The sequence below is a fragment of the Paenibacillus sp. FSL H7-0918 genome (assembly GCF_038007025.1).
GTDB lineage: Bacteria > Bacillota > Bacilli > Paenibacillales > Paenibacillaceae > Paenibacillus_AQ > Paenibacillus_AQ odorifer.
Map to the genome: position 1 here is coordinate 2516433 of NZ_JBBOWJ010000001.1, position 15173 is coordinate 2531605.

The following is a 15173-nucleotide window of genomic DNA, read 5'->3' on the forward strand; positions in this document are numbered from 1 at the left end:
ATCTAAATAAGAGAGAAGGAATTATAAAATCATTTACTGCTAGAATAAACACTTTGCTGACCCTCATGATATATTATTTAGTATATGCAAATTAGGATGAGGACGAGATCAATTTTAAAAAAAGGGCTAAGCAATACCAGCATCTACCTGGTAGTTACTTAGCCCTTTTTCTTCAACTCTTAACTCTTATTACTTCGCGTTCACCAATTGCCCACGCGTTACACCAAGTTGGTTAGTAGCCTTTAAGCTCTTCCATACCTGTGTACCAGAGATTTCACCACGCAGAGCGCGGCTGTAGAGGCTAATTACCTCAGCCACTTGCTCTGGTGTCTCTTCCAAGAACTCCACACGGTATGAAGATACTCCTAGGTCACGGAAATTATTCAGATACTCCGCACCAGACTGCTCAACAGCGTTATAGACGGTATTACGGCAGCCTTCATCCACACGAACTGGATGTGACATTCCAATACGGTCTTGCAAAGAAGCACGGTGCTCTTCACAAGGACGACCACAGTTCGTATAGTCTGTGCCTTCACTCATAAAGGTACAGTACACGCAGTGTTCAGTATGGAACATCGGCAAATGCTGATGAATAACAACCTCCATCCGGGACGTATCACTGTGTTCAAGCAGATCAACCATCTGTTGAATGTTCAAGTCATAGGATGGCGTTACTATGTCACAGCCAGCCTCAAGGAACAAATCCACTGCTTTATGATTGGCGATATTCAGTGAGAAATCACCGATCAGGCGTGGATGCACAGCATCCGGCTGCTCCTGGCGGCGGCGCAGATAATAATATAACGCGCCTGTATTACGCACGAGCACAGCATCCGGCTGCAAGCGAAGAATATTCGCGTGGTAGCCGTTCTCGCCCGGCATATGAATGCGCGGCGTGGCCAGCGCTATGCTGGCTCCTGCAGCCCGTACCGCATCTACTGCTGCCGGGAACTGCTTGATAAACTCGAAGTCGGCGTAGATGTTTCTCACGCCGGCCTCGAGCGCAGCCTGTACCTGCGGCAGGCTGCGGCACAGCGCGGTGAGCTCCGCTTCACCAACGCGCTGCGGAGCGACGCCCTTGTGGGTGGCGTCGCCGTAAACCTCGATCGCCCGTTTCACGTAGACGGGCGGTTTCGGGCGCTCGCCCGCAAGCAGCTCCACCGCTTGGCGGCGGATGCTGTTCAGCTCGCGCATAGGGACGATGACGTCGCCTTGCAGATGCGACTCCAACGCGTCAAGCTGGAACACGGTCCCGCCCAGGCGGCCGAATTGTTCTTCCAGCAGCGCGGTATCCATCGGACGCTTTTGCGCGGCTTCCAGCGCGAGCTCCGAATCCACACGGACGGTAACGTTCTTCTGAACGTCCGTCCACCAAGTCGTCAGCTTCTCGCCGACGCAGCCTTGCACTCTAACATGTACCGGAAATACCCGGTACGGTTTTTCAGTTTCATAAGTCTGGCGCAGCGCCTTATCTAACGCAGGGTCATTTGTCTTCCAAATGCGGTCACCGACATTTAGACGACGAAGATCCACATCATTACGACCGGCTACGATGTCGATGATCCAGCCTTCTCCGGCTTCGCCTTCCAGCTTCACACCTTTACGACGAAGGTCGTAGACACGACCGCCTTCTTCTTTTTTCGTTGGATCCCCAGCGTCAAAAACAATTCCGTCCCCACGCTTAAGCGGTGCATGAATACGGCAGACCACTCCGTCACGCAGAATTTGCTCAACCGTCCCCAAATATACACCACGGCTTTTTGGGAAAGTCCCGTCTACCAGTTTCTTATTGTTCGTTCCATCCAGGAAACCATGTGTAAATCCGCGGGAGAAGCTTTGTTGCAGCTCGCGCACCTCCTCCTTCGAAGGTTTGGACAGATCGCCTTCAAAATACCGATCAATCGCTTTACGATACTTACTAACTACATTCGCTACATATTCCGGGCTTTTGAGGCGGCCTTCGATTTTAAAAGAAGTCACACCCGCCTCGATCAGCTCAGGCATTAGATCAATTGCTGCCAGGTCCTTAGGAGAAAGCAAATAAGTTACGTCTCCCATAGGTTTTACCTCACCATCCACCATCAGATCATAAGGCAGGCGGCAAGCCTGCGCACATTCACCGCGGTTGGCGGAACGTCCGCCCCACATTTCAGAGGTCAGACATTGACCTGAGTAGGAAACACACAAAGCACCGTGTACGAATACTTCCATCGGTAAGCGGGCTTGCTCTCCGATCGTACGAATTTGTTTCAAATTGTTCTCACGACCTAATACCACACGTTCCAAACTGAAAGGTTTAGTAAACTCGACCGCTTCCGGCGAAGTAATGGTCATCTGTGTCGATCCGTGAATCGGGAAATCCGGTGAGATTTCGCGGATCATTTTGACCAAACCTAAATCTTGTACAATTACTGCGTCTACACCAGCATCCACGCATGCATCAATCAGTTCTTTTGCATCAGACAATTCATTTTCAAAAACCAGTATATTAAAGGTCAAAAATCCCTTCACACCATAGCTATGCAAAAACGCCATAATTTCCGACAGCTCGTCCATGCGAAAGTTGTTCGCTCTGGCCCGTGCATTAAACTTCTCTACGCCAAAAAAGATAGCATCCGCTCCGTTTGCTACCGCTGCACGCATGCAGTCCCAATCACCTGCCGGTGCCAATAGCTCCACGTCTTCTCTGCGTATTTGTTGCTCTTTCATTTATATCCTCCCAAACCGCCATTTGACGGGTCATTTCTAGTTGATTAACTTGATAATTGTATCAAATATCACACTTGAGCGCTATGCGTTTACCAACATTTATATAGAATAAAAGTCATAATGCTGTCAGGAAGCTGACTTCTTGCTTATTGCTCTTTACTCCATGAATGTTGTAGAACATGCAACTTTATTGCCTAATCCAGCGCTTCGACAACTAAATGTTGTACATAAAGCATCATTTTAGCTATTCACATTATGCCCAACTTGGATAACATTGGCTCCGAACCTCTAAAACAACCCTTCCGACAACCCTTCTATCGCTTTATAGTAACAAATATATGTATTTTTAATAATAGGCCGCAGCTAACCCTTATCCACTAAACTCTGCAACCATTTACGAGCAAAACGAAAGTTAACGCCATAATCGTTCATAACATCCTTAGGTCGAATCCCTTTTCCCCCTTTATACAAAAAAAGAACGCCCCAAGCCAAATCGGCAACTGGGACGTTCTTCGTCTGATTGAATTACACGCTTCTATTCGTGTGTCAACTACGACATTGGTACTCTTTTAACTACTTGCTGCCTGTAAACCGAAACGATTGTAGTGTCTTGTCTAACAGAGCCTGCTGTTCTGCAGTGGCATTGGCATCATTCAGCGTAACGGTAATCGTGTAGACCACATCATTTTTACCAAACACAACCTGCTTACTGCGAAGAGGGATACCATTTTTGATTTGATGTGCAGTTATGATCGTAGCAGGGACATCTGCAATGGTAGACTCCACTACACTTTCTATACGAGGGCCTTTGGGATCATTATTTTTATTTTGATAAGCATCTTTGAGCACATTAACTGTATAATCCACTGAACCCTCGGGTTTTGAGTTGATCTGTAGACGTCCTCCGCTGAACCGATATTCAATCGACTGCGTCTCAAAAATATCCTGATAAGGTGTCCATAAACTTGGAATATCGATGGCATAGCCGTAGGTTTTGGATACTTTGGTTAATGTCTTATTTTTGAGCGTCTTATAATCATCACTAGCGAGCCGCCCGAAGTTCTCCTTCAGCAGAGCAAAATCAATATCAATAGAGGATATGATGGCTTTGAATTTTGCCTTATCGTCATCTTGCCCAGCTGCTGTTACATATTCAAAATAATAACGATACCCATTTTTGAGTATGAGAGCTTGATATTCTGTAGTAACACCGTTGCCGTAATTTAGCTGTAGCTCATTAATTTGTGCGGATACGCCCGAGATCTCCGACTTGTTGCTGTCTTTCAGAATATAAGCATCCGCTACAAAGTTTTCTTTAGTTTTCATTTTCAGATCTTCAGCCCAGCTCTCTAGTGTAGAACCAGCAGGTGCCGAGGTAACTGCCACACTCAGATGACTTCCCTGCTTACTCTCGTAATAGAGATGCTGGTCGTCCTTACTCCAATCTGCGGGAACCTGTAGTGAAATCCCATAGTCCTCATTGTACGCGTCACGCAATCCACTTTTCACCGTAGAAAGATCACGGATTTTTTTGCTTTTAGTATCAAAAGAAGGCTGGAAAGAGTTAAGTAATCCTGTATATTTAGCAAAATCCTTATAATTAACTGCTTTGTTATCCGTCAAATAAATCTCGTATAGTCGACCTTCAGCATATAACAGTCTGCTCTCCCAGAGCGCTCCACTGGAATCTTTACTGATCAATCTAGCATAAGGTACCGCGGCCTTGGGGAACGACTCCCGATCCAATATCAACTCCCCACCTGCCTCGACCTCCCGAACCAGCTGTTCCAGCAACCCATCCGCATCCACCGCAACCGCCTGGTCACTTACATGAATCTCCACATAATATAGATTGTCCGCACTTGAAAAGGTAGCCACACTTTCATCTCCACCGCTATTTCCAGCAATCAGCCCAGAGGGATAATTCAGTGTCCATTGAAAATAGCTGTTCCCAATTTGAGTCTTACCAACATCGCTGTCAATCCCAGTCTCCTCTGGCGTATCTTCTTCGTTGTCTATAGGAACTAGGGTAACCATTAGCTCACCCCCACTCCCTTGAGAGAGAGTCGCACCTAACACATCAGCTACAAAACGTAGCGGTACCATCAGCACGTCTGAAACCATCCGGGGCGCTGAGCCCAGTTTAACTTTGATCCCATCCTTCCAAGCGATATCACTCCCAATCGTCATCACCCCTGAATGAGCACCATAGGTTACTTTTACAACATTGTTCTGCTCTAAGGAAACAGTGCTGCCAAACGTCTTTTTAAAAACCCCAAGCGGGACCATAACCGTTCCATTCTCCGTATAAGGCCGCTCGATAGCCACCTTCTTACCATTCACCGTAGCTGAAGTACTGCCAACTTTTAGACTCAGCTGTAGCTTATCTCCTTGTGAAGCTAATACTGTTTGTATGGGTAATATAGAAAATAGCAGTAATAAGGCCAGCATCGCACAAAATCCTTGTTTTAAAATTTTAAAGCCCATTTACCGTCCCCCTCTCCAGTTTGCTAATCACTCTTCCGCGTGCTCGTCCCCATCCGTTTCATAATCATCTCCGCTTAACAATGGATCACCTTGAGTGAGCACGAGTTTACGGACGACGATATCCCCATCGCTTTGCATAACCAGCCGCACAGTTGCTCCCGGCAGGTAGCTTTTGAACAATTCATTAATATCAACTAGTGAGACCACACGATGCCCGTCGATGCTATACAAGACGTCCCCTTCAGCAACCCCTGACTTGAGCGCTTCTGAAGATACCACCTTAGTGACGGACAAAGGGTCCAGCGTTGGCAATCCCACAATCGTAGACCAGCTTGCCTCCAGTTCTAGCCCCAGACTCGGATGCTTTACCTCACCATATTTTAAAAGTTGGTTCATAATATACTGCACAGTATTCGCTGGAATCGAAAACCCCATATTTTCCACACCCACCGCTGAGTATTTCAGGCTGTTGATTCCCAGCACCTCACCTTTCATATTTACAAGCGGCCCTCCGCTGTTTCCGGGATTAATCGCAGTGTCACTCTGGATAAGACGATAAGCCGCATCTACCTCACGGTTAAGACCACTTATAACGCCTACAGTCGCTGAGTTTCGTAGAGAAAAGCTAATCGGTGTTCCGATAGCAATAACCTTCTCCCCAACCACTGTTTTGCTATTCGCTGGAATAAACTTGGCGGGCTTTAAATGGGTGGCATTAATTTTGATCAGCGCCAGATCACTAACTTCATCCAGATAGGTTTCTTTAACGCTGTAGGTTTTGGAGTCCGAAGTGACCACTATGGCATTTTGCAGATCCTTGATTACATGAGCATTGGTTACAATCCATCCGTTCGATTTCACAATGATGCCGGAGCCATGCGTCAGATTGTACCGATCATCCGGGCCACTATTCCCGCCACTCTCGTCTTTGCCGATAATGCCCACAACAGAAGGAGTGATACTTTTAATAATTCCAGGTATCGGATCTTCTGCCGCTGCTTTACTAACCACCTTACTAGTACTATCAAAAGCAAACACCGACTGACTCCATACTCCCGACAGCACTACGCCGCACAGTAATAGACCTAATCCTTTCTTCACCAGCTTCTCCCCAACACTCCTCATTCCTCACCAGACCCTCTCTTTACTCATGGATAAATTTTACATTATATTATTTGAAAAAAGACGCCTTCAATGCGCCCATGGCGTTAAAGGAGTCTTTTGGTGCAAAGCTGTTCAATTTAGTTCTTTCATTAACTTAACCAATGCATCACCATGGCATAGTCAGAGATCACAAAAACCAGCAAACTAACGGCTCCAAAACCAATGGCAAATTTGTTCTTCTGGGGAGCTTTCAATAGTCGAACAACCCCGACCAAAATCAAGATGGTAAATAAAATCATAAACACATCAAAGGTATGAAATTTAGACGGTCCTTGCGCGGCAACTTCTGCAAGCAGCATAACCTTACCTCCTCAAAAATGTTGTCAAGCAAGATCCAGTAATCCCCATATCACCTTCTATGTTATCGCTACCATTTGGGCGATGCAATAGGTTTTGTAGAAAAATTATGTATTTGTCGTAAAAAATATATTTTATCCCTGCAAAATCCGTAATAACGATGAGATTGATCACTGACAATTGGGTGTGCTTAGGGAAACGTTGTGAGCCCAATCAACTCTTTCGTCGTGAACGTTTACAATAGAAAGTCCGTTAACTGCTTTAGAGATGAGATAAATTGAGCAGTGAATTGGAATTGGAATTCAGAACTTAGAACTTAGAACTTAGAACTTAGAACTTAGAACTTAGAACTTAGAACTTAACATTCTAGGCTCGAAAGTTAGGGTTTTAATGAATTAGGGAAATATTCCCTAAAATTGATCGATTATCAGGGAATTCCTCCCTAAAAATCATTAGAAAACCGGCTATATGAGTAAATTCACCCGATAATTAGGGAGGTTTTCCCGGATTTCACCTTTTATAATCTAAAAACTCAGGTTTTCAGGGAGGTTTTCCCTAATCTAATAAACAGTTATTTGATAGAGTGATATGAAGGATTAATTATTCGGTTTTCAAGGAACTTTTGACCCTAATGTTAATCACTTACCCGTTAACCCTATCAACAGAATACTCCTCATTGAATCTTACTACGAACATGTCCTACATATGCCTATCTTGCCTATTATTAAATCCATTTTTTCTATAGAATTCGTATAACTTTTGCTAGAAATATCACATCATATATCTATGAGCCGTCTTTCGTATAATTACCGGATAATCCTACCACGCCTTAAATGGCCTTGACTCCATTCTAGAGGACGAGATTAGCTGTTCGTTGTTATTTGTTAGATATTTTCCCTGTGAAAATTATTGCTTACAACCTACAATAAAAGCCCCGGCAAGATACCGAGGCCTTATTATACATAGGTTATATTACTTACCGTTTATTTAGAGGGTTTCCGCCGTCTCAAGCATAAGCGCTTCGGTCCGCTCTGTATCACGAATCAGAACCGGCTTCAGATACTTACCTGTGTAAGACTCTGTGACTGTAATGATCTTCTCCGGTGTCCCTGTTGCCAGGACGGTACCCCCGCCGCTACCACCTTCCGGTCCCATATCGATGATATAATCCGCTGTCTTGATTACATCCAGATTATGTTCAATAACAAGAACCGATTCTCCGGAATCCACCAAACGATGCAATACCTCAAGCAGACGACCAATGTCATCTACATGCAGGCCTGTTGTAGGCTCATCCAAAATATAAAGTGTTTTACCCGTGCTGCGACGGTAGAGCTCAGAAGCCAATTTTACCCGCTGTGCTTCACCACCGGATAAAGTGGTTCCCGGTTGACCAATCTTAATATACCCAAGTCCTACATCCATCAATGTTTGCATTTTACGATGGATACGCGGGATATTTACAAAAAACTCTGTTGCGTCCTCTACCGTCATCTCTAACACATCTGAAATGTTTTTGCCTTTATATTTCACTTCTAGTGTTTCCCGGTTATACCGTTTGCCCTTACATACTTCGCAAGGGACATACACATCCGGCAAGAAGTGCATCTCAATCTTAATGATCCCGTCTCCACGGCAAGCTTCACAACGTCCGCCTTTTACGTTAAAGCTGAAGCGTCCCTTTTGGAAACCACGTACCTTAGCCTCATTTGTCTTGGAGAACAGGTCACGGATGTCATCAAATACACCTGTATAGGTTGCTGGGTTGGAACGCGGTGTCCGCCCGATTGGCGACTGATCGATTTCAATAACTTTATCGAGATTTTCTAGTCCACGAATTTCTTTATGCTGACCAGGACGCACCTTCACAGCCTTATTCAACTGCCGTGCCAGACTCTTGTAAAGAATCTCGTTGATAAGCGAGGATTTACCAGAACCCGATACACCTGTCACCGCTGTAAATACACCTAATGGAATCTTCACATTCACATTTTTCAGGTTATTCTCTTTAGCACCACGTATTTCCACCCAGCGATCATCGGTAGGACGGCGTTTAGCGGTAACCGGAATAAATTTACGTCCGCTTAAATATTCACCCGTTAATGAATTCGGATCTTTCATAATCTCTTCTGGCGTCCCTTGAGCCATAACTTGTCCACCATGAATACCTGCGCCCGGACCAATATCAATAATGTAATCCGCTGCCATCATTGTGTCTTCGTCATGCTCTACAACAATCAGCGTATTGCCTAAATCACGCATATGCGCAAGCGTAGAGATCAGGCGATCATTATCTCGTTGATGCAAACCAATACTTGGCTCATCCAGAATGTACAATACACCCATGAGACTTGAACCGATCTGAGTAGCCAACCGAATACGCTGCGCCTCACCACCGGAAAGCGAACCCGCTGCACGGCTAAGCGTCAAATAATCCAAGCCTACATTCACAAGGAATCCAAGCCGATTGCAGATCTCTTTTAAAATGAGATTGGCGATGGCTGTTTCTTTTTCGCTCAATTTTATCTCTTCAAACCAATGCTGACAGTCTCCTATTGAAAGGTCCGTAACATCAGAAATATTATGATCATTGATAGTCACAGCTAATATTTCTTTTTTCAGACGTTTACCTTTACATACATGACATGGCTTAGCACTCATAAATCCTTCGATAAATTCACGAATACCATCCGAAGCAGTTTCACGGTAACGCCGCTCGAGGTTAGGTATAATCCCTTCAAAAGCAACCATCGCATCTTTCTTTTGACCGAAATCATTTTCATAACGGAAGCGGACCTTCTCACTGCCTGTACCGTTCAGTAATTTATTCATATGATCAGGTGTCAGACTGCTTACCGGAACGTTCTGAGGGATTTTAAAGTGTTCACAAACCGACTTCAGAAATTGCGGATAGTAATTAGAAGTACTTCCAGTCCAAGCTAAAAAAGCACCTTCTTCAATGGATTTCTCAGCATCAGGAATAAGCAGGTCTGGATCGACCACCATCTTCATGCCAAGTCCATCGCACTCTGTACAAGCTCCAAACGGACTGTTGAAAGAGAACATCCGTGGTGCCAACTCTTCAATACTAAAACCACAAATTGGACAAGCAAAGTTAGAGCTGAAAAGCAGCTCTTCCTGGCCGATGATATCAACAAGGATTTTACCGCCCGAAAGCTTAAGCGCCGTCTCCAGTGAATCCGTCAGCCGGGTCTCCACATCGTCTTTAACAACGATCCGGTCTACCACAACTTCTATTGTATGTTTTTTATTCTTTTCTAGTTCAATATCCTCTGACAGATCTCTTAGCTCCCCGTCCACACGCACACGTACGAAGCCTTGCTTAGAGATATCTGTGAAAAGTCCTTTATGCTCACCTTTACGTCCTGAAATGATTGGCGCCAGGATCTGTAACCGAGTTTTCTCTGGATACTGCATAATCCGGTCTACCATCTGTTCAACGGTCTGGGAGGTAATCTCAATGCCATGCTCTGGGCAATGGGGATGACCAATACGTGCAAAGAGCAGCCGCAAATAGTCATAAATCTCCGTAACTGTACCTACCGTGGAGCGTGGGTTCCGGCTTGTTGTCTTCTGATCTATAGATATCGCCGGGGACAAACCATCAATCGAATCCACATCTGGTTTCTCCATTTGTCCCAAAAACTGACGTGCATAAGCCGACAAAGATTCAACATAACGCCGTTGTCCTTCAGCATAAATCGTATCAAATGCAAGCGATGATTTACCTGAGCCGCTAAGTCCCGTCAGCACGACGAAACGGTCACGTGGAATCGTCACATCGATGTTTTTGAGATTGTGCGCCCTCGCGCCTTTAATTACAATATTTTCGTTCGCCAACGGAACCTCTCCTTTTAAAAAAACTATTTCAACTTTATTTCAAAATATTCTCAAAGCCTTTTCAAAGCCTTTCGATCCCTCCCAAACCCTCCCTTCCAAGGGAGGGCCCCAAGGGTTGCACCCTCTGGACACCCGCATTTTCTGGAGAAGGAGTATGGTGGGACGTAACTTAGTGACTACAATGCTCAGAGCGCTTATCCCTACGGGACCGCTTGGACGTTAGCGCACTAACTAAAGACAGGTACATGCAACTGTCATAAACGTTGCATGGTGCTGTCCCTGCGGGATACGCATAAGTGCCAAGTTCATTGCATGGTGCTGTCCCTGCGAATACGCATAAGTGCCAAGTTCATTGCATGGTGCTGTCCCTGCGAATACGCATAAGTGTCATAAACATCGCGGGATACGCGACCCTCTATTGATTCAAAAAGAACGGTCTAGGACAGCACCGTTCAATACCTATTTTAAATATCGGTGATACATTAATAGTTTATTACTCAGCCCGAAGCTCCAGCAATGCGTCGCGTAGCTCTGCCGCGCGTTCGAATTGCAGGTTCTTGGCAGCGTCCTTCATTTCAGCTTCCAGACGCTGGATCAGACTTTGTTTTTCTTTCTTATTCATCTTGCCACCAACACCTGTGAGATAATCAGCTTTAGACTCAGCAACCTTCGTTGCCTCGATGATGTCACGCACTTTTTTATTAATAGTGGTTGGGGTGATGCCATGTTTCTCATTATGGGCAATCTGAATGGCGCGACGGCGCGATGTTTCGCTCATCGCCTTCTCCATCGAATCAGTGATCCGATCACCATACATGATTACACGACCCTCAGAGTTACGAGCCGCACGGCCAATCGTCTGAATTAGTGAACGTTCGGAACGAAGGAACCCTTCTTTATCGGCATCGAGAATTGCAACTAAAGATACCTCCGGTAAGTCGAGACCTTCTCTCAGGAGGTTAATCCCTACCAGTACATGGAACGTACCGAGACGAAGATCCCGCAAGATCGCCATCCGTTCCAGCGTCTTGATGTCAGAGTGCATATAACGAACCTTAATCCCGATTTCCTTAAAGTAGTCTGTCAGATCCTCCGACATCTTCTTCGTCAAAGTGGTAACGAGTACACGTTCATCTCGTTCAACCCGGTCACGGATTTCGCTAATCAGATCATCAATCTGACCTTCTGTAGGACGGACCTCGATGATTGGATCCAATAGACCAGTCGGACGGATAATCTGCTGCACCATAGTTTCGCAGTGTTCCATTTCATAAGGTCCAGGTGTCGCGGAAACGTAAATGATCTGGTTTACTTTATCTTCGAACTCTTCGAACTGAAGCGGACGGTTATCCAGTGCAGAAGGCAGACGGAAACCATGCTCTACCAACACTGTTTTACGCGCCCGGTCACCGTTATACATCGCCCGAATTTGCGGAAGGGTAACATGGGATTCATCTACGACGATTAACATATCATCAGGAAAATAATCCATTAACGTATATGGAGTTGCTCCCGGTTCCCTGAAGGTTAGTGGCCCGGAATAGTTCTCGATCCCGGAACAGAAACCCACTTCCTTCATCATTTCAATGTCGTAACGTGTCCGTTGTTCCAAACGTTGCGCTTCCAGAAGCTTGCCTGCGTCACGAAGCACGGTCAGCCGCTCTTCCAGCTCCCGTTCAATATTGACTATTGCTACACGCATCGTTTCTTCCTTGGTAACAAAGTGAGAAGCCGGAAAAATGGCGACATGATCGCGTTCACCGATCAATTCGCCCGTTAAAACATCTATTTCAGTGATCCGCTCAATCTCATCCCCAAACAATTCAACACGAATCGCATGTTCACCCTGAGAGGCCGGGAAGATCTCAACCACATCACCACGTACACGGAATGTTCCGCGTACAAAATTGATGTCATTGCGCTGGTATTGAATATCCACCAGTCTGCTCAGAATCTCATTGCGCGGTTTCTCCATCCCAACCCGCAAGGACAACAGCAAGCTTCCGTATTCCATTGGTGAACCGAGACCGTAAATACAAGACACACTCGCTACAATAATAACGTCACGCCGTTCGAACAAGGAGCTTGTCGCGGAGTGGCGAAGTTTATCAATCTCTTCGTTAATACTGGAATCTTTCTCAATATAAGTATCGGAGGAGGGAATATACGCCTCTGGTTGGTAATAGTCGTAGTAGCTGACGAAATAGTCTACCGAATTATTCGGGAAAAACTCCTTAAACTCACTTGCCAGCTGGGCAGCCAGTGTCTTGTTATGCGCAATAACCAGCGTGGGGCGATTTAATTTGGAAATAACTTGCGCGACAGTAAAGGTCTTCCCTGTACCTGTCGCTCCCAGCAGCGTCTGGTGCTTCTTACCCTGCCGGATGCCTTGTAGTAATTCATCTATGGCATGAGGCTGATCGCCCTGGGGTGTATACTCGGACTCCAATTCAAAAGTCTTCGTACTGACGACAATATCACTCATTTGCCCGTCTCCCCTCTATCGTCTAAACTAGATTAATATATTATAATTGTTGTCTGAATCTTCTCTCTCCATACGACAGTAAAAAATATGGAAGATAAGAATATGTGTTCCCGTTCATTATACAGTGTTGCTTAGATCGATGCAAACCATAATACACAGAAATGTTAGGAGCTTGAAGCATGGATATTACCGCAATAATCGGCCTAGTGGCCGGACTGGCTGCGCTAATCGGCGGCTACCTCTGGGAAGGCGGAAGCCTTTCCGGACTGCTGCAGCTTAATGCAGCTTTGATTGTATTTGGAGGTACGATTGCTGCCGTAATGATCAGCTTCCCGGCAGCTAAGCTACGCTCCATTCCCGCCGCTCTGCGCATGGCTTTTGGCCGCAATCCTGAACGTGATGAAGAGAAAGCAGAAGAGCTTATCGCAATGGCCACAGTGGCCCGCCGCGGCGGCGTTTTAATGCTCGAAAAACAAGCGGAACTGCATCCTGATCCTTTTACACGCGAAGGACTGTTGCTTATCGTCGATGGCACTGACCCTGAGCAGGTAAGACAGATTTTGGAATTGGAAATGGATGCGAAAGAATTGAAGCATGAAAGCTACGCCAAGATTTTTGAAGCCGCTGGCGGATATGCTCCAACGATGGGGATCATCGGTACAGTTATGGGACTCATTAGGGTACTGGGCAACCTTACGGACCCATCAAATCTAGGTACCTCTATCGCAGTAGCGTTCACTGCAACACTGTACGGAGTAGCCATCGCTAATCTAATATTTTTACCCATTGCTTCCAAAATCAAATCCCGCAGCCAAAGTGAGCTGCATAGCATGGAGATGCTGCTAGTAGGCATTCTTTCTCTACAGAACGGGGATCATCCGCTGCTGGTGCGTAAAAAACTGAACTCCTTCATTTCAGACACCACCACAGATGACCGTGCAGAAGCAAGAGGTTTTATATGAGACAAAGAGACCGGCGCAAACGGCGGGTAGAGAATCGAGAAAGCCGTGATCGTTGGATGATTACTTACGCTGATCTAATTACACTTTTACTTATATTTTTCGTTATATTGTATGCGATGAGCAGCCTGGACACTGACAAATATAATATCGTGACCGGCTCTTTATCCCAGACTTTCAAGTCGAGCAGCACTGTTCTTGAAGGCGGGGATGGTATTTTAGATGCTGGAAAGACCCCTGACAACAAACCAGAGAGTACAGATGGGAATGCGAACGCAACTGCAAAACCAAATGACGGTTCTGATGAACAAACGGAGAATGAAACACCTTCAGCACGGGAGTTGGCTTTTCGAGAACAAGAGGCGAAGCTTGCTGAGTTAATGGGTGTGATCACCCACTATGTGGAGGAGAATAATCTCGGTGAACAAATATTTGTAGCCGACAAACCGCAGGGCATAGAAATCACGCTCAGCGACCGTTTTCTTTTTGATGTGGGTAAAGCAGATGTGAAGTCACCAGCCCTTCCTGCTCTTCAGCAGTTGTCTGGCTTATTCAAAGATATCGGAGCAACGATCAGCATTGAAGGACATACGGATAATACACCAGTGTCATCAGCTTCACGTTATAACGACAATTGGGAGCTATCGGGTGCTCGTGCGCTTTCTGTGCTGCGCTTTTTCTTAGATAATGAAGGACTGAACCCGGACACTTTTCAATATGCAGGTTATGCCGATACCCGACCAACAGCAGATAATACTACGGTAGCAGGCAAACAGAAAAATCGACGCGTAGAGATCATTGTACTTCGACAGCTTCAAGAGGTGGAATAAAATATAGTTGCTTGCGCTCAGAGCTAAGTTCGGCGGCAGGGGCCTTTGCAATTACCACATTGAGCTTACAAGGGGCTTCATCCAATTTAATTAGGGAAAACCTCCCTGATTATTCACCTATTATCGTATCCAATCGCGGAATGAGGGAATTTCCCCCTGATTATTACTCTTTTTAGTCTGAAATAGTGGTTTTACCGAGATGATTAGGGAGGAATTTCCTAAAACCCTAACTCTCACGCTATAATCGTCTAAAATGAGGGAGGTTTTCCCTAATTCCATACTCCACTAGACCCTCAAACCACTCGATTGGGTTTACGAATACTCGCACAATCCACATAAGAAACACAAACAGAAAGTCCCCGAATCACAGAAACTTGC

The 15173-nt window shown here is 45.6% G+C and carries 8 protein-coding genes; 2 read left to right on the plus strand and 6 right to left on the minus strand.

From position 1 onward, the window contains the following. Positions 1-189: 189 nt before the first annotated feature. From MHI15_RS11485 to uvrB, 6 genes are all read right to left on the minus strand, one after another. On the minus strand, positions 190-2712 hold the full coding sequence (locus MHI15_RS11485) for a U32 family peptidase (protein WP_076140779.1): 2523 nt from the start codon (positions 2710-2712) through the stop codon (positions 190-192). A 573-nt stretch (positions 2713-3285) separates the two neighbouring features. Beyond that, positions 3286-5199 carry a stalk domain-containing protein gene (locus MHI15_RS11490; RefSeq protein WP_076179693.1) on the minus strand — a complete coding sequence of 638 codons (1914 nt, stop codon included), beginning with the start codon at positions 5197-5199 and terminating at the stop codon, positions 3286-3288. Between the two features lie 27 nt (positions 5200-5226). After that, positions 5227-6324 (minus strand): S1C family serine protease, encoded by a 1098-nt coding sequence (locus tag MHI15_RS11495; protein ID WP_076179692.1) that lies wholly within the window; start codon positions 6322-6324, stop codon positions 5227-5229. A 128-nt stretch (positions 6325-6452) separates the two neighbouring features. After that, positions 6453-6662 carry a DUF2759 family protein gene (locus MHI15_RS11500; protein WP_036678627.1) on the minus strand — a complete coding sequence of 70 codons (210 nt, stop codon included), beginning with the start codon at positions 6660-6662 and terminating at the stop codon, positions 6453-6455. Between the two features lie 985 nt (positions 6663-7647). Then, entirely contained in the window at positions 7648-10521 is a 2874-nt protein-coding gene (gene uvrA / locus MHI15_RS11505) for an excinuclease ABC subunit UvrA (protein WP_076137311.1), read from the minus strand. 493 nt (positions 10522-11014) lie between these two features. Next, positions 11015-13006, minus strand: a complete 1992-nt coding sequence (gene uvrB / locus MHI15_RS11510; RefSeq protein ID WP_036678623.1) for an excinuclease ABC subunit UvrB — start codon at positions 13004-13006, stop codon at positions 11015-11017. Positions 13007-13185: 179 nt separating this feature from the next. Between uvrB and MHI15_RS11515 the strand changes: the two genes are divergently transcribed. Next, positions 13186-13968, plus strand: coding sequence for a flagellar motor protein (locus MHI15_RS11515; RefSeq protein ID WP_076123782.1), 783 nt, complete (start codon positions 13186-13188; stop codon positions 13966-13968). Continuing rightward, the gene (locus tag MHI15_RS11520; protein WP_038573513.1) at positions 13965-14795 is read left to right on the plus strand and encodes a flagellar motor protein MotB; all 831 of its coding nucleotides are present in this window, start codon (positions 13965-13967) and stop codon (positions 14793-14795) included. The genes MHI15_RS11515 and MHI15_RS11520 overlap by 4 nt, the downstream gene beginning before the upstream one ends. Positions 14796-15173 lie beyond the last annotated feature (378 nt).